At 31.5% G+C, this 20,082-nt stretch carries 30 protein-coding genes, 3 tRNA genes and 7 pseudogenes; all 40 read right to left on the bottom strand.

Annotation, left to right across the window (positions count from 1 at the left end; all coding sequences use genetic code 11):
* Positions 1-62 precede the first annotated feature (62 nt).
* Positions 63-602, bottom strand: coding sequence for a hypoxanthine phosphoribosyltransferase (hpt, locus tag PWK10_RS18075; protein ID WP_274768375.1), 540 nt, complete (start codon positions 600-602; stop codon positions 63-65).
* 26 nt (positions 603-628) lie between these two features.
* Entirely contained in the window at positions 629-895 is a 267-nt protein-coding gene (gene tilS / locus PWK10_RS18070) for a tRNA lysidine(34) synthetase TilS (protein ID WP_274766976.1), read from the bottom strand.
* 168 nt (positions 896-1,063) lie between these two features.
* A pseudogene (gene tilS / locus PWK10_RS18065) lies at positions 1,064-1,926 on the bottom strand (tRNA lysidine(34) synthetase TilS).
* 137 nt (positions 1,927-2,063) lie between these two features.
* Positions 2,064-2,756, bottom strand: a complete 693-nt coding sequence (locus PWK10_RS18060) for a SpoIIE family protein phosphatase (protein ID WP_274766975.1) — start codon at positions 2,754-2,756, stop codon at positions 2,064-2,066.
* An 83-nt stretch (positions 2,757-2,839) separates the two neighbouring features.
* A complete protein-coding gene (locus PWK10_RS18055) occupies positions 2,840-3,187 on the bottom strand; it encodes a hypothetical protein (protein WP_274766974.1) in 348 nt (115 codons plus the stop codon).
* Positions 3,181-4,317: pseudogene (locus tag PWK10_RS18050) on the bottom strand (hypothetical protein); the annotation flags it as partial. The pseudogene PWK10_RS18050 and the gene PWK10_RS18055, both read right to left, overlap by 7 nt.
* Before the next feature lie 373 nt (positions 4,318-4,690).
* Positions 4,691-4,767, bottom strand: a tRNA-Met gene (locus tag PWK10_RS18045).
* A gap of 4 nt (positions 4,768-4,771) precedes the next feature.
* Positions 4,772-4,846, bottom strand: a tRNA-Met gene (locus PWK10_RS18040).
* Between the two features lie 4 nt (positions 4,847-4,850).
* Positions 4,851-4,940 (bottom strand) — tRNA-Leu (locus PWK10_RS18035).
* A gap of 172 nt (positions 4,941-5,112) precedes the next feature.
* Complete coding sequence (locus tag PWK10_RS18030; RefSeq protein ID WP_008909581.1) at positions 5,113-5,508, bottom strand: S1 domain-containing RNA-binding protein; 396 nt, start codon at positions 5,506-5,508, stop codon at positions 5,113-5,115.
* Between the two features lie 68 nt (positions 5,509-5,576).
* A complete protein-coding gene (locus tag PWK10_RS18025; protein WP_274766973.1) occupies positions 5,577-5,879 on the bottom strand; it encodes an FtsB family cell division protein in 303 nt (100 codons plus the stop codon).
* A gap of 303 nt (positions 5,880-6,182) precedes the next feature.
* Positions 6,183-6,356 (bottom strand): spore cortex biosynthesis protein YabQ, encoded by a 174-nt coding sequence (gene yabQ / locus PWK10_RS20235; RefSeq protein ID WP_446715271.1) that lies wholly within the window; start codon positions 6,354-6,356, stop codon positions 6,183-6,185.
* 10 nt (positions 6,357-6,366) lie between these two features.
* A complete protein-coding gene (gene yabP, locus PWK10_RS18020; protein ID WP_008909584.1) occupies positions 6,367-6,645 on the bottom strand; it encodes a sporulation protein YabP in 279 nt (92 codons plus the stop codon).
* Between the two features lie 178 nt (positions 6,646-6,823).
* Positions 6,824-7,081, bottom strand: coding sequence for an RNA-binding S4 domain-containing protein (locus PWK10_RS18015; RefSeq protein WP_274766972.1), 258 nt, complete (start codon positions 7,079-7,081; stop codon positions 6,824-6,826).
* Positions 7,082-7,136: 55 nt separating this feature from the next.
* A pseudogene (locus PWK10_RS18010) lies at positions 7,137-7,411 on the bottom strand (HU family DNA-binding protein).
* Positions 7,412-7,525: 114 nt separating this feature from the next.
* Positions 7,526-8,965: pseudogene (gene mazG, locus PWK10_RS18005) on the bottom strand (nucleoside triphosphate pyrophosphohydrolase).
* 37 nt (positions 8,966-9,002) lie between these two features.
* Entirely contained in the window at positions 9,003-9,476 is a 474-nt protein-coding gene (locus PWK10_RS18000) for a polysaccharide biosynthesis C-terminal domain-containing protein (protein WP_274766970.1), read from the bottom strand.
* On the bottom strand, positions 9,404-9,799 hold the full coding sequence (locus PWK10_RS17995) for a lipid II flippase MurJ (RefSeq protein ID WP_274766969.1): 396 nt from the start codon (positions 9,797-9,799) through the stop codon (positions 9,404-9,406). Before PWK10_RS17995 ends, PWK10_RS18000 begins: the two co-directional genes overlap by 73 nt.
* Before the next feature lie 59 nt (positions 9,800-9,858).
* A pseudogene (locus PWK10_RS17990) lies at positions 9,859-10,128 on the bottom strand (oligosaccharide flippase family protein); the annotation flags it as partial.
* A 28-nt stretch (positions 10,129-10,156) separates the two neighbouring features.
* Positions 10,157-10,498, bottom strand: coding sequence for an MATE family efflux transporter (locus PWK10_RS17985; protein ID WP_274768373.1), 342 nt, complete (start codon positions 10,496-10,498; stop codon positions 10,157-10,159).
* A gap of 170 nt (positions 10,499-10,668) precedes the next feature.
* The gene (gene spoVT, locus PWK10_RS17980) at positions 10,669-11,226 is read right to left on the bottom strand and encodes a stage V sporulation protein T (protein ID WP_274766967.1); all 558 of its coding nucleotides are present in this window, start codon (positions 11,224-11,226) and stop codon (positions 10,669-10,671) included.
* Between the two features lie 359 nt (positions 11,227-11,585).
* On the bottom strand, positions 11,586-11,810 hold the full coding sequence (locus PWK10_RS17975) for a peptidyl-prolyl cis-trans isomerase (protein WP_274768372.1): 225 nt from the start codon (positions 11,808-11,810) through the stop codon (positions 11,586-11,588).
* 4 nt (positions 11,811-11,814) lie between these two features.
* Positions 11,815-12,345 (bottom strand): SurA N-terminal domain-containing protein, encoded by a 531-nt coding sequence (locus tag PWK10_RS17970; RefSeq protein ID WP_274768371.1) that lies wholly within the window; start codon positions 12,343-12,345, stop codon positions 11,815-11,817.
* Positions 12,318-12,506: a SurA N-terminal domain-containing protein gene (locus tag PWK10_RS20230; RefSeq protein WP_446715400.1), complete on the bottom strand. Its 189-nt coding sequence runs from the start codon at positions 12,504-12,506 to the stop codon at positions 12,318-12,320. The genes PWK10_RS17970 and PWK10_RS20230 overlap by 28 nt, the downstream gene beginning before the upstream one ends.
* A 123-nt stretch (positions 12,507-12,629) precedes the next feature.
* Positions 12,630-13,001, bottom strand: coding sequence for a TRCF domain-containing protein (locus tag PWK10_RS19175; RefSeq protein WP_342455834.1), 372 nt, complete (start codon positions 12,999-13,001; stop codon positions 12,630-12,632).
* 260 nt (positions 13,002-13,261) lie between these two features.
* Positions 13,262-13,579, bottom strand: a complete 318-nt coding sequence (locus tag PWK10_RS19170) for a helicase-related protein (RefSeq protein ID WP_342455582.1) — start codon at positions 13,577-13,579, stop codon at positions 13,262-13,264.
* Complete coding sequence (locus PWK10_RS19165; RefSeq protein WP_342455581.1) at positions 13,537-13,734, bottom strand: hypothetical protein; 198 nt, start codon at positions 13,732-13,734, stop codon at positions 13,537-13,539. Before PWK10_RS19165 ends, PWK10_RS19170 begins: the two co-directional genes overlap by 43 nt.
* A 68-nt stretch (positions 13,735-13,802) precedes the next feature.
* Entirely contained in the window at positions 13,803-14,204 is a 402-nt protein-coding gene (locus PWK10_RS19160) for a DEAD/DEAH box helicase (RefSeq protein ID WP_342455580.1), read from the bottom strand.
* Complete coding sequence (locus PWK10_RS19155) at positions 14,159-14,494, bottom strand: hypothetical protein (RefSeq protein ID WP_342455837.1); 336 nt, start codon at positions 14,492-14,494, stop codon at positions 14,159-14,161. The genes PWK10_RS19160 and PWK10_RS19155 overlap by 46 nt, the downstream gene beginning before the upstream one ends.
* Before the next feature lie 15 nt (positions 14,495-14,509).
* Positions 14,510-14,709 (bottom strand): annotated as a pseudogene (locus PWK10_RS19150) (CarD family transcriptional regulator); the annotation flags it as partial.
* Complete coding sequence (locus tag PWK10_RS19145; RefSeq protein ID WP_342455579.1) at positions 14,669-15,034, bottom strand: hypothetical protein; 366 nt, start codon at positions 15,032-15,034, stop codon at positions 14,669-14,671. The gene PWK10_RS19145 and the pseudogene PWK10_RS19150, both read right to left, overlap by 41 nt.
* A gap of 458 nt (positions 15,035-15,492) precedes the next feature.
* Positions 15,493-15,638, bottom strand: a pseudogene (locus PWK10_RS17960) (hypothetical protein); the annotation flags it as partial.
* Positions 15,639-15,952: 314 nt separating this feature from the next.
* A complete protein-coding gene (locus PWK10_RS17955) occupies positions 15,953-16,108 on the bottom strand; it encodes a hypothetical protein (RefSeq protein ID WP_274766966.1) in 156 nt (51 codons plus the stop codon).
* A 12-nt stretch (positions 16,109-16,120) separates the two neighbouring features.
* Positions 16,121-16,699 (bottom strand): aminoacyl-tRNA hydrolase, encoded by a 579-nt coding sequence (gene pth / locus PWK10_RS17950; RefSeq protein WP_274766965.1) that lies wholly within the window; start codon positions 16,697-16,699, stop codon positions 16,121-16,123.
* Between the two features lie 80 nt (positions 16,700-16,779).
* A complete protein-coding gene (locus PWK10_RS17945; RefSeq protein WP_274766964.1) occupies positions 16,780-17,091 on the bottom strand; it encodes a S1C family serine protease in 312 nt (103 codons plus the stop codon).
* An 11-nt stretch (positions 17,092-17,102) separates the two neighbouring features.
* Positions 17,103-17,441 carry a S1C family serine protease gene (locus PWK10_RS17940; protein ID WP_274768370.1) on the bottom strand — a complete coding sequence of 113 codons (339 nt, stop codon included), beginning with the start codon at positions 17,439-17,441 and terminating at the stop codon, positions 17,103-17,105.
* 534 nt (positions 17,442-17,975) lie between these two features.
* A complete protein-coding gene (locus PWK10_RS17935) occupies positions 17,976-18,191 on the bottom strand; it encodes an ATP-binding protein (protein WP_446715270.1) in 216 nt (71 codons plus the stop codon).
* Between the two features lie 125 nt (positions 18,192-18,316).
* Positions 18,317-18,796, bottom strand: coding sequence for a HAMP domain-containing sensor histidine kinase (locus PWK10_RS17930; RefSeq protein ID WP_274766963.1), 480 nt, complete (start codon positions 18,794-18,796; stop codon positions 18,317-18,319).
* Positions 18,797-18,942: 146 nt separating this feature from the next.
* On the bottom strand, positions 18,943-19,305 hold the full coding sequence (locus tag PWK10_RS17925; RefSeq protein ID WP_274766962.1) for a hypothetical protein: 363 nt from the start codon (positions 19,303-19,305) through the stop codon (positions 18,943-18,945).
* Positions 19,306-19,369: 64 nt separating this feature from the next.
* Positions 19,370-20,047, bottom strand: coding sequence for a response regulator transcription factor (locus PWK10_RS17920; protein WP_274766961.1), 678 nt, complete (start codon positions 20,045-20,047; stop codon positions 19,370-19,372).
* Between the last annotated feature and the right edge of the window lie 35 nt (positions 20,048-20,082).

Below are 20,082 nucleotides of genomic sequence, written 5' to 3'. Positions count from 1 at the left end.
TTTATTCATTCTAGGCCCCCTTTCGCTGTGTGTTACCATAATATTTTAATATACACGATTGTTTACTTTTTGTAAATATCTTCTTTTAATATACCTATATATGGTAAATTTCTAAACATCTCGGCATAATCAAGTCCATACCCCACTACAAATGCATCTGGTATTTTAAAGCCTACATAATCCCCTTCTATATTTACCCTTCTTCTATCGGGCTTATCTAAAAGGCAGCATATTTTTAATGTTCTTGGATGCCTTGCCTTAAGATATTCATATAAGTATTTTAAGGTAGTCCCAGTATCTATTATATCCTCAACGATAATAACATCCCTACCTTCAATATCAAAATCCAGGTCCTTTAATATTCTAACTATACCAGAAGTTTCAGATGAAAGTCCGTAACTGGAAACCGCCATAAAATCCATAGTAACCTTTAAATTAAGAGCCCTCATAAGATCTGAAACAAAAATTACTGATCCTTTTAAAACTCCAATTAAAATCAAGTCACCATGTGGGAAATCCTTCTCAATCTCCTTTGCAAGTTCTTTAACCCTTTTTTTAATTTCTTCTTCTGTTAATAATACTTTTTCAATAGCACCTTCCATCATTTATCCCCTTTCAATTTTTAATTTTAATACATTTTTGTATTTTCATCGATTTTATAATTTTTAGTATCCCTAATATTATAAACCCATAGGATTTCTTTGCCTAATGCAACAAGAGGAATTTCATCCCTTTTATCCTTTGGGATCTTGCTATCAATAAACAAATCCTTTATTTTCTTTTTTCCATTTAATCCTTTAGGATAAATAAAATCCCCTTCTTTTCTATTTCTAACTATTAATTCACCTTTTATTTTATCATAATCAAAATACTTTATAAAAGCACTATCTTTCAAACTTCCTTCATTTTTTATTAGCTCTGTCGAAATTTTTAAATTTAGCTCATCTATTATAATCGTCCCTGGAATAATAATACTGTATTCAAAGCCATTTTTTTCGATTTGTTTTTCTTTTTTATATAAAAATTATCATAGGAAATTTCCGCAATTAATTTTTTGGCAGACTTATTCTTTTACCCGTTTCCCTTTTTCAATGAGCTTTAAACAATCATCAACATGAATGTTTTCAATGGCATTTAAATCACCTTTAACATCCTTTATCATATTTCTGATAATCCTTCTTTGTATCGCTATGTTAAGTTTTTTAAATTTACTTATGGAAATTCCTTCATCAGCCTTTACTGATTCATAAGCCTTTATTGCCTCCATTTCAATATATTCATCTTCATCCCTTAAAATTTCCGATGACTTAAAAAGATTATCTATTATATTTTCGTTTATATTTTCTTTTATATAAGGAATCAATTCTAACCTTATTTTATTTCTTAAATATATTGCTTCTCTATTGGTGCTATCGATGACAGGATTTAAACTGTTTTTGTTGCAATATTCCTCTATTTCTTCCCTTGAACAAATAAGTAAAGGTCTTATAATGTTACCTCTTATAGGTTTTATTCCACTAATTCCTCTAAGCCCTGAGCCCCTTAAAAACTTCATTATCATCGTCTCCGCCTGGTCATTTTTATTATGGGCAAGGGCTATTTTATTTCCTCCAACTTCTTTTAGAACTTTTTCAAAGCATTCATATCTTACTAATCTTCCTGCTTCCTCAGAAGACAATCCTTTATCCTTTGCTAAACTTAAAACATCTATCCTAAATGAATAAAAGGGAACACCAAATTTTTACAAAAATCCCTCGCAAATTTCTCATCCCTAAAGGCCTCTTCATCTCTTATCATATGATTTATATGAACAGCAAAAATTTCGATATTGAAGATACTCTTTAATTGAATAAGAATATGTAATAGGGCAGTAGAATCGGGGCCACCAGAAAAGCCTACAACAATCTTGTCTCCATCCTTTATCATAGAATATCGTTTTACATAATTTAAAACCTTATCAAGCATAGCATCACCTTTTTCTTTTTATAATAGCAAATACTCAAAAATAGACAATAATAAAGGAACCAAAAGGTTCCTTTACATCTTCCATATTTTTGATACAATTACGTTAAATCATCCTTTATATTGTCCCCATATTTTTCCTTGGACCTTTGTAATATATAATCAGCAAGGTCCCTTGGGTTACCCCCACTATATTCCCTTAATAACTTACTTATCCATTTATCCTTTAATTCATTATCAGCATCGATAACACCATCAGAAACCATAATAATCATATCTCCATTTTTAAACTGATAGATTTCGCTCTCTATCTCAATATCCTCAATTATACCTATAGGTAAATTTTTATTTTCTATGATCTCAACATCAAAGCCTGATTTAATAAATGTTGACACCGCGCCAACCTTTATAAATTCTCCTATACCTTCATATAAATCGATAATACCTAAATCCACAGTTGCAAAGGATTCGCTGTTGTTTTTTAATAAAAGAATCGAATTGATTGCCTTCATAGTAGTATTTCTATCAAATCCTGCCTCCATAAACTTCTCAATTAAAGTTATGGTTGTGTTGCTCTCCATAGCAGCTTCAAACCCGCTTCCCATTCCATCGCTTATGGCTATGATATATTTACCTGGAGCTACATTCCCAAAATAATAGCTGTCTCCTGAAATTTCTTCCTTAGAAAACCTTGCAACAGCAGATGCAACCCCATAATTTTCTGCCTCAATGAGTTTATAATGGCACATTTTATTGTTTTCATCTAATTTACACATGGCATTTTCTCTAATCATCCTTTTCCCCAACACTTGTGAAACAAGCTTTGGAACATCACTGCTGCAGGATGTTTTACCCTGACATGGAACCCCATATATAGTTACTTCATATTTATTATTAGAGTTTTTGTAACCATAACATCGTTATATTTTATTCCATTGATATCAAACACCATTGATATTTTATCTTCCAATTCATTTTTAAATTCCACAGATTTAGTTATATCCTTTACAAGATCTGAAACAACAACAGAAATTCCCTTTATCTGCTCTGCTAATACTATCTTTGAATTTAAAAGTTTTTTATTCCATCTGTTATTTAGTCTTATAATTTCCATTTCAAAATTTATCTGTCTTATTATCTCATTGAGCTTTACGCATTTTAAGTTAAAGGAATTCGGAACTTGTTTTATATCTAATTTACCATTCTTTTCTGCCATTCTTAGCATTTCACAAAAACATCATAAGTATAATATGTTTCCCTTTGCCAGCAAAAATGCCTTCCTTCACAATTTGAGCAAACTTTGTTTGCTATCTTTTCAACAGTTCCCTTTACTTCGTTGACCTTGGATAGGTTATTTTCATACCTTTCTGCTAAAACACTGGCTAAACCATTTAAGGATTTAGAAATTATATTAAGCTTTCCATTTATATAATCCTTTATTCTTTCAACATATAATTTTTGCGGAACTTCTCTTTTATTTTCAAAATCTAAAGCTAAATTTAGCTTATCCAATATCGAAGAAGGTAATAAAATAAAAATAATTGACGCAAATAGTATATTAACTTCTAAAGTAAATAAAACATCAACCTTATTAGCATACATCATTACTACAACTGAAGTTATCATAAAGGCTACAGATGTAATTATCCTACCTAAATCCTTTAACGCACCAGCAACAAGACCACACAATCCGTATACAGCGACTAAATAAACCGAAATATTTCCTGCAAAACTTGAAACCAATCCAAGCAAAAGGCCAACTGAAGCTGCTACTTGTCCATCTTTTATATAGGCAGATGTCAATATAACTAAAACCGCCAAAACAGATTTTAAAGAAACATATTTATAGCTAATATCCCACAATCCTGCATAGGATATTAAAAATATTAATACAAGGCTAATTAGCTCTTCTTTTAAAAGCTCTACATTTTTCTTGTTGAAAAAATATGCTAAACCATATGTAAACAAATAGGCTGATGAAATAATAATTAAAGATTCAAAAGAAGATATCATAACATCGTATAGAACTAAATTCTTTAAAAAATACTTATGAGCAAAAACAGAAGCCAAAACATTTAATATGGAGGTTGATGCTAAAAGAATAAATAATCTTTTCTTTTCACTCTTTATAAATAGATTTAAAATCATAACCCAAACAGTAAGAAAAATATGTGTCTTGGCAGCTAGAACATTACTTTCCGTTAAATAACCAAGAACAGAAAACAGTCCACAGACCATTATCCATTCCTTATCTAAGATCATAGTTGAAGCAATTAAAAGTGCTATTCCAAAGGGCATTATCTCCCTTAAAAAAGAACTCTTGAGGTAAAGAAAATAAATATAAGCAGTAATAAATGTTGTGCTTTTAACTTTTCTCTTTTTAACGCCTTTACATCTTTTTTATGTAGAACTTCCCTTTCTATCATAAAACCACCTCACATATTTTTGTGAGGTTATTATATCAAATATATGCTGAATATTTTGTCATTATTCCTTTTATTTCCATACAAAAATATTGACAGATTATTTTATTTTAAGCCAATTATGTTTTCTTCCTCCTTTTTATATAAAAATTCAACTTTGATCTTGTAAAAAAATAAGAATATTTTCATAGACCATAAAAATACGACGGAAATTTTATTCTAATAACAAATATTTTCAACAAATCAGCTTATGATTTATTGATTCTTTTTACAAAAATAAAAAAGCAGCCTAAGCTGCTTAAGTATGGTGGCGGCGAACGGATTCGAACCGCTGACACATCGGGTATGAACCGATTGCTCTGGCCAACTGAGCTACGCCGCCATGTTGGTTGCGGGGAAGGACTTGAACCTTCGACCTTCGGGTTATGAGCCCGACGAGCTACCAACTGCTCCACCCCGCGACATTGGTGCCGGAGACCGGGGTCGAACCGGTACGGTCCTTTAGGGACCGCAGGATTTTAAGTCCTGTGCGTCTGCCTGTTCCGCCACTCCGGCATTCAGTTTTGTTATCTCGCATCGACAATACTTATTATATAATGCTATTATTATTTCGTCAATAGTATTTTTTAATTTTTTTATAAAATTTTTATGGTAATATATTGTAGAAGTAAGTTCTTATTATTTATTATAAAAAGGTGTTTTACGTTTGGTAAAACACCTTGAGTTTCTATCTTCTTGATACTGTTCCATATCTTTTGCCTTCTCTATGCTTAATGTCCTGGATTCTCTCCTCGCTTTCTTTTAAGAATTTAGCAAGCCTTTCCTCAAAAGAAAGTCCATTATTTTTGTTTCTTTCGCTCTGCCAATCAACTTCAATTGGCTTTGATGATTTAGGCATAGCCTGCTTAATTGAAAGGCTTATTTTGCCATCATCATCGATTGCAATAACTTTTACCTTTACTTTGTCCTTTTCCTTAAGATGCTGCCTGATGTCCTTAACGTAAGTATCAGATACCTCGCTGATGTGAACCAAACCTGTTTTACCTGATACATCAACAAATGCTCCAAAATTTGTAATGTTTACTACTGTTCCTTCTAAAATCGTTCCTACCTTTAAGGTCATATTAAAAGAATTCCTCCTTAATATATTTTAATGATATAATTATACAAAATTATATAATCCAAGTCAAATTATCTTCTTTTGTTTTTGTCGATAAATAAGATCTCTCCCGGTTTTACCAAACCAAGTTTTTCCCTGGCTAGCTTCTCTACATGTTCAGGCCTTTTTGCCTCCTTAAGTTGTTCCTTAAGTTGAGAGTTTATAACTTTTACTTTTTGAAGCTGCTCATTATAATGTTTATATTGCTTATTCAATCTATATAATATTATTTGCTGTTTAACGAAAATTGAACCAAACATAATAAATACTAATCCCCAAATAATCTTTTTAATGTTTCTTTTTTCTTCATAGGCATCCCCTCTTCTTTTGTTCAATATATAATATTCTATAAATAAATTAAATTTCCTGCTTTTTTATAATTTTTTACCTAAAATTAATCTTCCTGTTCTTCTTATAAGAAAACTGATATTAAAAATCAGCCTCCTTAACAAAACAAAGGGAGTAATAATGAATCTAAAAAATAACCTTACTGTTTTTATAATAAAGTAAACTATATAACGCAACGAACCAATAAATACCCTTGATATAAATAAGAAATAAAAATATAAACCTAAAAAAGCCCTAAAAAGTATAGTATCTTAAGTTGGCGTTATTAGTTATAAGCATAAAAGTAAAAGTTAAGAGGGATGCAAAGATCCAAAAAGTATATCTGAAATTGCAGTTAATATCTTATTTGGCGTTTTAAATCCCCTTATTACTCTATAAATATCAAATAATAAACCAACAAATATTCCACACAGGACATTTGAAAAAAATATACAAATTGAGTGTTTATATCTAAAACCATTCACATCACCTTAATTATTTGAAAAGCTTCTTAATAAAGCTCTCACTTCTATTCTCATCCTTAGAGATGTAAGTTAAGGAATTTATTTCTCCTACTATTGAAACCTCTCCTGTATCAACATTTAACTTATTAACCTTAAGGTCCTTACCCCTGATCAATAAGTTTCCCATTATAGTCGATAAACTGACCTGTTCTTCATTAAAGGTATATATAGTATTAACCCCAGTTATATCAATCTTTTTTCTATTATCAATATAAATTTTATGATCCTTAACTATCTTACCATTTTCCATAAAAATACCCCCTTCATATAAATTAATATGAAGGAGGCATACGCTTTATTCCATAATTTATCCACATATTAAATCCTTTTATAAAAAGGTTACAGCTAAAACTGTGGAAATTATGCAAATTAAAATCAACAATTATATCACAACTTATTAACATACTTATCCACAGGTTGTTGATAAGTCATTCTATTTCCTTCCCACTTATTATTCTATACATTTCCTTTGCTGCTTCTTTTGTTACATGTTCTTGAATACTTAAAACTTCTGCCTTTACACTTCCTGAAGCATATTGGATTTCTATTATATCTCCAACTTTTAAATCGGTTCCTGGTTTTGCAACCCTTCCATTCACTAGAACTTTTCCACTATCACAAACTTCCTTTGCTACGGTTCTTCTTTTTATAATCCTTGAAACCTTTAAAAACTTATCAAGCCTCATAATGTCCATCCTTCCAAAAAAAATCAGGTTTTAAAACCTGATTTTTTTATTTGTTTTATTTGTTAACATTTTCTCTTAATTCTTTTCCTGCTTTAAATACTGGAACCTTTGTAGCTGGAATTACGATTTCTTCCATTGTCTTTGGATTTCTACCTTTTCTTTCTCCTCTTTCTCTTACTTCAAATGTTCCAAATCCAACAAGTTGAACCTTTTCATTTTTTGCAAGTGCCTCTTGAACGCTGTCGATGAAAGCCTTTAAAGCCTTTTCAGCGTCCTTTTTGTTAAACCACTCTTTTCTGCCATCATTGAAATTAAATCTGCCTTGTTCATTATTTTCCCTCCTTGAAAAATTTAATATATAAAGCAGGATTTAGCTAAATTATATCATGTTTTTATTATTCTTCACAAAATCAAAAATCCTGCTAATTTTAATATTTTTTTATATTATTCCTCAAATTTCTTTGATTCTTCCCAAAGCTTATCCATTTCTTCTAAAGTAAGTTCTTCTATCCTTTTGTTGAACTTATGTGAATTTTTTCTATATATTCAAATCTATTTATAAACTTATTTGCAGTTTTTGTCAAGGCTGTTTCTGGTTCAACTCCTAAAAATCTCGCAACATTTACCACTGCAAATAACAAATCTCCAATTTCTTCTAATATTTTTCCATTTTTTGCGATTTATATACCTCTAAAAGTTCATTCAATTCCTCTTTTACCTTATCAATGGCACCTTCAACATCATCCCAATCAAATCCAACCTCCGCTGCCTTTTCTTGTATTTTTAAACTCCTCATTAGGGCAGGTAAAGTTTTAGGTATTTTCTTAATATTTTCGGTATAATTTTTTACTCCCTTTTCCTTCATTTTATTCTTTTCCCAAATTTCCATTACATCTTCAGGAGTTTTAGCCTTTGCTCCTCCAAATACATGTGGATGTCTTATTATCATTTTATTTGCAATTCCATCTACTACATCCCAAATTTCAAAATATTCGTTTTCCTTAGCAATCTGTGAATGGAATACCACATGCAAAAGCATATCACCAAGTTCTTCACATAAGCCTTCATAATCCTTTTCATCTATTGCCTCTATTATCTCATAACATTCCTCCAATAAATACCTTTTTAAACTTTCATGGGTTTGTTCCCTATCCCATGGGCATCCCTTTGGCGACCTTAAAAACTCAACAATATCAACTAAATCATTAAAATCCTTTCTTTTTTATTCTTAGCTGGTGGAATATAAAGGGTTGTCAAATAATCAATAAAATCAAGTCTATCTATCTCATAAAGCTTTACCTTTTCAATTCTCTCAAGCTCCTTTACCCCAGCAGCTCTAACCACATAAACTTCCTGTTCATCATCATAGTATTCCATAAGCTTTATTTTAACTTCTCCTGCTATAAACCTACTGTAAACCTGTGTTATGACATTTGAGGTTTTAGGATCCGGTTTATGTTCTTCTAGCATTAACCCGTCTATTAGTTTAAATCCATTTGAAGGATCTATTTTTAAAGAATTAAAAAGGGCATCTATAAAACTTAATGCAGGAACTATTTCTACATCAATATTTTTATCTTTGGCATATTTTAAAATTAGTTCAACGGATTTTTCAGCAACCAACGGATGTCCTGGAACACCATAAACGCATTCCTTTTCCTCTATTATTTTTTTAGCTATTTTCTCATAAACCTCATCAAAATCATTACCCTCATCATAATATTTGTCAAATGTTTCAAATTTTATTCCTATCTCCTTTAAATAATTGACATTTGGATGTTTATGCGTCCTTAAAAATACCTTATCTGCATTTTTCAATGTTTCAATGGTTTTTAAAGTTAAATCATCGATTGAACCTGGTCCTAATCCAACGATTTTAATCATCTTATGTAAACACCTCGCATAAAAAGTTAATCATAAATTAACCTTTAATAAGTTTCACTATATCTTTGAAATTAAATGTATCTGTTATGTGAAGCATAAGAAAGTAGATTACTCCTCCTATAAAAATTGTAATAACAGTTGTCAAATTAACTCCTATATATTTATTGAGCTCTAAATAAGAAAAGATAACAGCAAATATCATAACTAAAGTGCTCAAAAGGGGATAAATAACAACTTCTCTAATGTTTACTATAACATTAGTATATTTTATTACTAAAATAATATCAATAACTGAAATAGCAAAATATGCTATAAGAGTGCTATATGCAGCTCCAAGTATATTTAAATTTGTAGGTATTAACATATATGAAAATATAATCTTAAGTAAAGACCCTATGAGCATAACAAATAAAGGGATATAAGTTTTACCAAGTCCATTTAAGATGCTGGTTGATGTTTGGGATAAAATAATAAAAAAGCGGATATAGATAAAATCTGTAAAACTTGCCACCCACCATCTAAACCTTGGAATATTAAACTTAAAATAGGTCTTGCAAGGGTATAAAGCCCTGCACAAGAAGGCAAGGCTAAAATCATCGCCATTTTATATGCCATGTTTATATTATGATTTAACTTGATCCTGCTTTTAATTGCATAACTTTCAGAAATGGCCGGGACTATACTTTGGGCAATTGCAACTGATATTGTTAGCGGAACATTAATTAAAACAAATGCTTTTCCTGTAAGTTGTCCATAAAGGGATGTTGCAGTCACATCATCAAATCCTGAGGCTTTTAAAAGTCCAACAACTAATGCAGAATCTATAAGAGCCATAATTGAGCCTATGGTCTGGGCAATTGAAATGGGAATTCCAATTTTAATTATTTCAGCTGTTATATGAAAAAATCCTTACTACATTCATTTTTGTTATAAATTATTTTACTTTTATTAAAATAAATAATCAAAAATATAAGTCCAATAAAACTTCCCATAGTAGCACCAAAGGAGGCACCTGAGGCAGCAAATTCAATCCCATATGGTAAAAGAATATAAGCAAGTCCAACTCCAACCAACACCCTTACAATTTGTTCAATTATTTGACTTAAACCTGCCGGAAACATATTTTGAATTCCTTGATAATATCCTCTAAAGGCTGATAAAACTGTAGTAAAAGGGGTGCAAGAGCAATTGCTAAAATTGAATAATACACTTTATTATTCCAATTAAATATTCGAATAAAGTCTTTTGCAAAAAAATTAATATAAAACTTGATAATGAACCAATTAAAAACATCAAAAGTAAAGCGCTTCTAAATATAATATTAGCTTCTTTATTTTTATTCACTGCCAATCTTTCCGAAATCATCTTTGAAAGGGCAATAGGAACGCCAGAGGATATTGCAAGTAAAAAAGTATACAAAGGATATGTTATCTGATAAATTCCTATTCCCTCTTCACCAATTAAATAAATCAATGGTATTCTAAAGAAAAAACCTAAAAATTTAGCAATAATTCCTGTTAAGGATAAGATGATTGTCCCTTTAATGATGCTTTTTTGGGCATAAAAATCCCCCTATTTTCATCTTCAATTAAATAATATTTAGGTAATGGTTAAATTAGCACTAACCAACCCATTTTAATTCGGCCATATAAACAAAAGTTTACATGGCCGAATTATGTAAAAATAGGAGGATTCTTATTATGTTAAGATGCCATTTGTTTGCTTAAAAATGCAGCTGCTGTTTCAGCTAGCTTTCTTTCAATCTCACCCATTGCTACATTTGCTTCTTTAGACATTATAATAACAGCTCCAATCGATTCCCCTTCAACAATAATTGGAGCTATAACTTGTGCAGTATAATCTACGTCATCTTCCTCATCCTTAGTAAGTGCAAAGGCCCTTCCACCTTCCTTTGCATTATATACTGCCGTTTTTCTTTCGCTCATTATCCTTTCAAGGTCCTCACTTATTCTTTTGTCGATATATTCCTTCTTATTAGCACCTGCAACTGAAATTATTGAATCCTTATCGCAAATTAAAACCGGTCTATTAACCTGACCTTGCAAAGCTTCAGCATATTCCTTTGCAAACTCACTTAACTCACCGATTGGGGAATATTTCTTAAGTATTATTCCGCCTTCTCTATCAGTGAATATCTCAAGAGGGTCTCCTTCTCTAATTCTTAAAGTTCTTCTTATTTCCTTTGGAATAACCACTCTGCCAAGATCATCTATTCTTCTTACAATACCGGTAGCCTTCATTTTCTCCCTCCTTCTTATTATTTTCTATTATTTATAATTTTCTCAAATTTTCAAAAATATACCAAAAATGTATATGGGCAAAAAAGTTTCAGGGATTTTCCTGAAACTACTTTTGGGGAGGTATTTTAAATGACAAATATTGCAACTAAACTGGGATGTAGAGGGCTTTGCCTTATATATACAATAGGAACAAGAATTAGGCATATTCCTTTGATTGCTTCTTAAAACGTCCCTTGAATCATTTTCATAGATATATTTCATATTATCACCTCTTATTATATTTATTCATTATTTTTTATAATTATACATTAATTTTAAAAACAAGCAAGGGTAAAAACCCTTGCTTTAATTGTTTTCGATTATAATCTATCAATATATTTTGTAATTTTAGCTTCTTCCTTCCACTTGTTAAATGTTTCGTCTATTTTGTCCGCCTTCTTTTGTTCCAAAACAACTTCTTTAACTTGATCCTTTACTTCATCAAAAGTTTTTAATCTGTATTCTTCTTTCTTGTTTACTTTTATAATATGATATCCGAATTGTGTCTTCACTATCGGGCTTATTTTCCCAACTGGAAGTGCAATTGCATTAGTTAAAAGGTCTTATCGTAATTATCATCATTATAATATATATCTCCAAGATTTCCCCTTTGTCCTTTGAACCGGGATCTATACTGTATTTTTTAGCAAGGTCTTCGAATTTTGCCCCTTTGTTTAGCTCTTCTAAAACCTTCTTTGCAGTGTCCTCAGTTTCAACAAGTATATGGGATACATTCATCTTGTTTGGTTTTTCAGTATAATCATACATGTTTTCGTTATAATATTTTAAAAGTTCATCTTCACTGACTGTTACATCCTTAATTATTTCATCATAAACTTTGTCTATAACTACTCTATTGGCCATGTAATTTTTAAAATCATCAACAGTCATTTTAAAAGCTTCAAGTGTCTTATTAAACTTATCTTCTCCACCTGCCTGCTTAACCGCTTCATCATAAGCCTTAGCAACTTCTTTATCTATCTCCTCCTGTGAAGGCTGAACATTAAGTTCCTTTGCCTTCTGAAGAAGAATTCTTTCATTTATAAGCTCATTTAATAAATCCTCTTTAATATTTTTAATAAGTTCCTCGTTTTCTTTTTTGTCGCAAAATCCTGTCCATACATCATTTCATATTGAACGAGTTGAGATTGAAATATTTTTTCAAACTCACCCTTTGTTATTTTTTCTCCATTAACCTTTGCAACTACTGTTTTCTTTTCTCCCTCTTCAGTTTTTGATATAAGCTCACATCCCCCAATAAATTGACAAATAACGTAATTGCTAAAATGATAGAAAGTCTTTTTAAATTCACGCCCATCCTCTCCTTTTTCAAACTTATCAAATATTATATACTATTTTGTAATTTATTGCAAACTGCAAAAATCTTCCATAATGTTGGTCAGAACCTGTAAAAGTTCACTATTTTTATTGATTTTTATTTTTAAAATTGGCTCTTTGATGCTTCCAAAACTAATGATATTATTATACTTCATATTTAATTCCTTTAGAAGTTCTAAACTTAAGACATCCGCATTTTTAAAGTGCAAGAATACATCTTTATCGATTTGCTTTACATTTGTTATCTTTAATTTCCTAGCCAAAGCCTTAATATAGGCAACTTGAATTAAGTTTTCTACGTTCTTTGGAACATCACCAAATCTATCTATAAGCTCATCAATTATATCCATCTTGCTTTCATAATCAAAAATGGAAGCTATCTTTTTATATACCTCGATTTTTAATTTTTCATCTTCTATATATTCCGAAGGAATAAAGGCATTTATCTGAAGTTCTATCTGCGTTTCTATCTCCTCTTCCTTTACCTCCCTTTAAGTTCCCTTACAGCTTCATCAAGGAGTTTACAATACATGTCATACCCAACAGCTGCCAAATGGCCATGCTGTTTTGTGCCAAAAGACTTCCGGCACCTCTAATTTCAAGGTCCCTCATGGCAATTTTAAATCCTGAACCAAACTCAGTAAATTCTTTGATAGCCTTAAGCCTTTTTCTGCAGCCTCAGAAAGAACTTTATCCTTTTATAGGTAAAGTATGCATATGCGATCCTGTTAGATCTTCCAACTCGCCCTCTTAACTGATACAGCTGAGAAAGTCCCATTCGGTCTGCATCATAGACTATTAATGTGTTAACATTAGGCATATCAATTCCTGTTTCAATTATCGTTGTGCATAATAAAATCTCAGCATCACCATTAATAAAACTTATTATTGCATCTTCGAGTTCTTCTTCGTTCATTTGTCCATGGGCTATTATTATCCTTGCCTCAGGAACCAGCTTTGATATCTCCCTTTGCATATCAATAATAGTTTCCACTCTATTGTAAACAAAAATACCTGACCACCTCTTGAAATTTCCCTTAAAATTGCCTCTCTAACTATCGCTTCATTATATTCTAAAACATAGGTCTGCACAGGATATCTATCCTCAGGAGGGGTTTCTATTATGCTCATATCTCTAACACCAATTAAGGACATATGCAAGGTCCTTGGAATCGGCGTTGCAGTTAATGTTAAAACATCTATATTCTTTTTAAGGCTTTTATCTTTTCCTTATGGCTAACTCCAAATCTTTGTTCCTCATCAATAATTAATAGTCCTAAGTCTTTAAATTTTACTTCTTTGTTTAAAAGTTTATGTGTCCCAATAATAATATCTACGTTACCATTTGCAAGTTCCTTTAGGGTTCTTTTCTGTTCCTGCCGATTTCTAAATCTGCTAATCATATCTATGTTGATCGGATAACCTTTAAATCTTTGAAGAAAAGTGTTGTAATGCTGCTCTGCAAGTATAGTCGTAGGAACCAATACAGCAACCTGCTTGCCATCCATCACTGCTTTAAATGCTGCCCTCATAGCAACTTCGGTTTTACCATAGCCTACATCCCCACAGAGAAGCCTATCCATAGGCTTTGGACTTTCCATATCCCTTTTATCTCTTCTATTGCCCTGAGTTGATCTTCTGTTTCCTGATATGGAAATTCGTCTTCAAACTGTCTTTGCCATGGAGTATCGGGTGAAAAAGCATGTCCTTGAATTTTGCTTCTTTCGGCATAAAGCTTTATAAGGTCCTCCGCCATCTCCTTTAGGGAAGCCTTTACTTTGTTTTTGGTTTTTATCCAATCTGAACTTCCAAGCTTATTAACTTTAGGAGGATTATCATCTGCACCTATATATTTTTGAATAATGTCCAATTGCTCTACAGGAACATACAATGTATCATTACCCTGATATTGAATTACTAAATAATCCCTTTTATACCTTCAATAACAAGCTCATTTATTCCTTTGAATATTCCTATTCCATGTATTTCATGAACAACATAGTCTCCAACCTTAAGATCAGTAAATACATCAATCTTCTTTGACCTTGATTCCTTTGTTTTTTCTTTACTTGTTTTTGCTTGGATGTATTTCCGTATCAGAAACAATCAAAAGTTTGATATCAGGAAAGTCCATCCCCTTTGATATGCTTCCTGTTGTTATTGTTATAACATTTTCAATAAGCTCATCTATATCTTCCTTATAAACAGAATTAAAACCTTCTTCCTTTAATGAATTTTTAAGCCTTAGTCCTTTAGCTTCTGTGGGAGTAAATATTAATATTTTGTATCCTCTATTTGATTTTAATCTTAGTTCTTCAATAAGATATTCTAAATTGCCGGCATAGGAATTTAGTCCAATGGCATTAAAGTTTGCTATAGCCTTAGGTTTAAAATCCTCTACAATCCTAGGAAGCATGTTAAAAGAAACCAATTGTTTTCCTTTTAAGTTGGCAAGTATGATTTCAGGATGAATAAAAATTCTCCCTGTCTTGATAGAGCATTCCCATTTTCAAGCATAGTTTTATACATCTCTTGAAAATCTTCATAAGCAGAAAAATTCTTTGTGAAATCCTTGAGGATTCATCTAATATGACTATAGGATCATCAAAATAATCTAGTAGGTTTGAATTATATGTGTAAAAATAAGGCAAAAACTATCTATTCCTTCAAAATATTTTAAATTAGAAAGCTTTTCTAAAATTTCTTCGTATCTTTGTTTTAGTAAATTAGCTTCATCCTTTTTCTTTTTGAAAAACTTTTAAGTTTTGCTTCTAAATCCTCTTTTATTAATTCATATCCTCTTTTCAAGGCAGCATCATCAAGTAGAATTTCCCTTGCCGGATTTATTATAATTTCACTTATCCTTTGAATACTCCTTTGGCTTAGGACATCAAAAGTCCTTATCGTATCGATTTCATCATCAAAAATTCAATTCTTATCGGCTCCTCTTTATCAATTGGGAAAATGTCAACTATTCCTCCCCTTTGGGCAAGCTGTCCCTTCCCTTCAACTATATCAACTCTTTCATAACCCAATTCATATAATTTAGAAACCAAGTCTAAAACCTCAATATTCAAACCTTCATTTATCTTCAAAAACTGTTTTTTAAAACATCCTTAGGTGGCATTAAAGACATAATAGAGTCAATAGTAGATACAACAATTACTTTCTCCCCATTTAAAATCTTTTTTAAAATCTTTAATCTTTCTGATTTTATCTCGAAGGATGTAACGTCTATATTAAGGACGAGTTCTTTAGAAGGAAAATAATAGCATTGGTCTGCAAAATTTTTAATATCATCGTAGATTTTTTAGCTTCTATATCATTGTAAGATAAAATAAGCATTTGCCTATTTAACTTCAAAAAGACAATAACAAACCAAGGCCTTTTGAGATTCCGAAAGGCCGTGGGCTTGACATGGGGTATTTTTATTTTCTATAGCCTTTAGGATTTCATTAAATTCTCTATTTTTTAATAATACCTCCAATAACCCCTTATATTTCAAAACTTCACCCCCTTAAGCTTTATTTTTGCCTGCATCGAAGGAGTTATACTTATTCATGGCACTTTGAATACCATTTTTTATTATTTCCAAGACAGCATCAGAAGCAGCATCAACTACTTTTTCTATTAAAACTTCTTCCTCCTTTGAAAATTTTCCAAGAACGTGGGATACCATATCAAATTTGGGTTTACCTATTCCAATTCTTACCCTTGGAAACTTATTATCCTGCAGATGATATATGATGTTTTTCATTCCATTATGGCCACCATCACTTCCGCTAGGCCTAATTCTTAACCTTCCAACATCTATATCAACATCGTCATAAACGACAATAATATTTTCAACATTAATTTTATAAAACTCAACAGCCTCTATTAAGCTCTCTCCACTTAAATTCATGAAGGTTGAGGGTTTTAACAGTAATACCTTCTTATTATCAAAAATTCCTTCCCCGAATAAACCTTTGAACTTTATTTTGTTAACACTTACTCCTAATTTTTCAGCCAATCTATCAATAACCTCAAAACCAACATTATGCCTTGTTTTTTCGTAATCCCTTCCTGGATTTCCTAGTCCAACTACAAGATACATCCTCTCACTCCCTCGCCATTTATATTTCCATTAAAAATATTACCATAAATTATTCAAAAAAACATGGCTGCATATGCAGCCTATCTAATTTGTTCTGTTAGTTTTATTCTAACATCAAAATATCTTCCATCCCTCCATACTTTAGCCTTTACTATGTCCCCAACCTTACGTTTTTCCTTTGCCTCCTGTAGATCTTCAAATTTAGTTAACTTTTTACCATCGAATTCTACGATTATATCTCCAGGTCTTATTCCAGCAAGGTCAGCACCGCTTCCCCTTACAACCTCCTGAACACCAACACCTACAGGAACTCCATATTCTTTTGCCTGTTCTTCGTCAATAAACGTGCCTGCGATTCCTATATATGGCCTTGAAACATAGCCATGTTTCATCAATTCTTCGATTATTTTTTAGCCTCATTTATAGGTATTGCAAAACCCATACCTTCAGCTGATGTTATTTTTAATGTATTAATACCTATAACTTCTCCATTTTCATTGCAAAGGGCACCGCCACTATTGCCTTGATTTATAGAAGCATCTGTCTGAATAACTTTATATTTTCTATCCTCAACTGTAATTTCCCTATTTATAGCACTTATAACTCCCATCGTAACACTTCCTGCAAATTCCTCTCCAAGTGGATTACCTATTGCAATGGCTATATCTCCAACCCTAACGCTTGATGAATCACCAAATTTAGCAACAGGAAGATTAGTGGCATTAACTTTTAATACTGCGATGTCTGTTTCATAATCTGATCCTATAATCCTTGCAGGAAGTTTTTGCCTCCAGATAAAGTTACAGTAACATCGGTTGCCCCTTCAATTACGTGATAATTAGTAACGATATAACCGTTTTTGTCAAATATAATTCCAGAACCGGAGCCTTGCTTTTGCTTTCCCCAAAACAATGTATCTACATTATTATTAACTCCAACTATAGCAGGTCCAACTAATTCTGCAACTTTATTTATAGAATTTTTAGGTAGCGCGGATGTTGTTTGTTGAGTTAAATTAGGCAGTGTAATTCCTGAAGAATTCGATTCATAATTCTTTTTAACATAATATCCGCCTAGTATTCCTCCTAAAGAAGCAGAAAAAATACTAAAAGTATAATGCCAACAGCCCTTAAAAACCTTTTAGGTCTTCTTTCTTCCACGAATTTTACTCCACTCCCCAGTTATTTTCATTAAACTCCATAATTACACCTCCTCACTTTATATTCTATCTTCCAATTTTTAAGAAAGTATGAATAAGATTTGAAATAAATAAAAATTATGAAATTTCTAATGTAAATGTAAATTTTGTTCCCTTTTCACCTGACTCAACCCAAATTGTTTGGTTATGTTTATTTATAATCTGCCTTGCTATAGAAAGTCCAAGCCCTGTTCCTCCGCCCTTTGTCCTTGACTTATCGCCCTTGTGGAATCTATCCCAAATATACTTTATATCTTCTTTAGGAATTGGGGGGCCATCATTAAAGATACTCACTAAAAGTCTATCCTCCTTTATTTCTGTTCAGATTTCAATATTGCCACCCTCATGGACAAACTTAATGGCGTTATCTATTATATTTGTCAACACCTGGTCGATCCTATCCCTATCCCCTTTAACCATCATTCTTTTTCAATTAAATAAACATTTACATTTATTTTCTTTTTGTTTATTTTATCTTCGAATTTAATAATTCTTTGCCTTATAAGCTCATTTATATCAAATATCCCTATTTTTAATGAAAATTCTCCTGATTCTAAGCTTGCAAGATCTAAAAGATCATTAATAAGTCTAATTAATCTTTTTATCTCGTCATGGACTATCTCCAGATATTTTGTCCATTTTTCCATTGGGATAGTTCCATCAAGCATACCAGAGATAAATCCGTTAATGGATGTCATCGGTGACCTTAGTTCATGTGATACATCTGCAATAAAATTTCTTCTCATGTTTTCTAAATTCTTCAATGTATCAGCCATATAGTTAAAAGAATTTGCAAGTTTTCCTATCTCGTCTTCTGAGTCTATGTCAACTCTTTTGTCGAATTCTCCCTTTGATATAGCCTTTGCAGTATCATTTATCTTGCTTAGAGGCCTTATCAATATTTTTTCGGAAATATAGAAAATAATGAAAAGAGAGATGACAGTTGCAAAAAGCCGACATCCATATAACAATATATACCTTTTTAAGGGCAAATCTTATTTCATCAAGTGAGGTATGCAAAAAATTGCACTCAAAACATTATCATCTACATAAACTGGAATGCCCACGTTAGCATTGGCTTTTTAAATATACCTTTAAAGCTATCCTTTTTTATTACAATTTTCCCAGAAATAACATCTTGGAATTCTGTAAAGGTTAGCTGTTTTTCATAGTCTATCGTTGGTTCAGTATAAGCATAGATATACCCATATTTATCAACCACCCATATTCTTGCATTTACAAGTCTGTCTATTAATAAAAGCTCATCCTTTAGCTTTTTCTTGCTGATTTTTCTATCAAAATAGTCTGAAACAATATCCTTTAATACGGTTCCTTGTTTTAGTAATGTTGCAGCTTTTTGATTAACTGAATAATTATAAAACCATTGCGAAAGAAAAATAGCAACCAAACTAAAGGATATAGCTAAAATTACAAAATAAGTGATTATTAGCTTTGCAAATAAACTTTTTTCATTATGACTTCACCTCAAATTTATATCCAACGCCCCAAACAGTTTTAATCTGCCATTCATCATGCTCTGGAAGCTTTTCTCTTATTCTCTTTATATGGACATCAACTGTTCTTGAATCTCCCGGATAATCATACCCCCAAACTTCATATAGAAGCTGGTCCCTTGTAAAAACTTTGTTGGGGTTTGACGCAAGGAAATATAAAAGTTCAAACTCTTTTGGAGGAAACTCCATCTCCTGACCCTTATATATAACAATAAATGAATCTGCATCAATTATTAAATCCTTATATTCAAGGGATTTTTTCTGAACTTGAGGTTTATATCTTCTTAATACCGCTCTAATTCTTGCAACAAGTTCCTTAGGTTCAAATGGCTTTACAATATAATCATCTGCACCAAGCTCTAACCCTAAAACTCTGTCAAAGGTTTCTCCTTTTGCTGTAAGCATAACAACAGGAATAGCAGAAGTTTTTCTAATTTCCTTTAATGTTTCATAACCATCAAGGCCTGGCATCATAACGTCTAAAACTATTAAATCAAGTTGCCTTTCCCTAAAAATCTTAAGAGCATCAACTCCTGAGTTAGCTTTATAAACTTTATACCCTTCCTTTTCAAGATATATCTCCAAAAGATCGCAAATATTGACATCATCATCAACAATTAGAATTCTATTTTCCATTATATCAACCTCCTTAATTTATTTTCTCATTATTT

It is taken from the genome of Caloramator sp. Dgby_cultured_2 (assembly GCF_028872215.1).
GTDB classification, from domain to species: Bacteria; Bacillota; Clostridia; order Clostridiales; family Caloramatoraceae; genus Caloramator; species Caloramator australicus.
The sequence above is the reverse complement of the archived record's forward strand: the minus strand, read 5'-3'. Positions and strand labels throughout refer to the sequence as shown.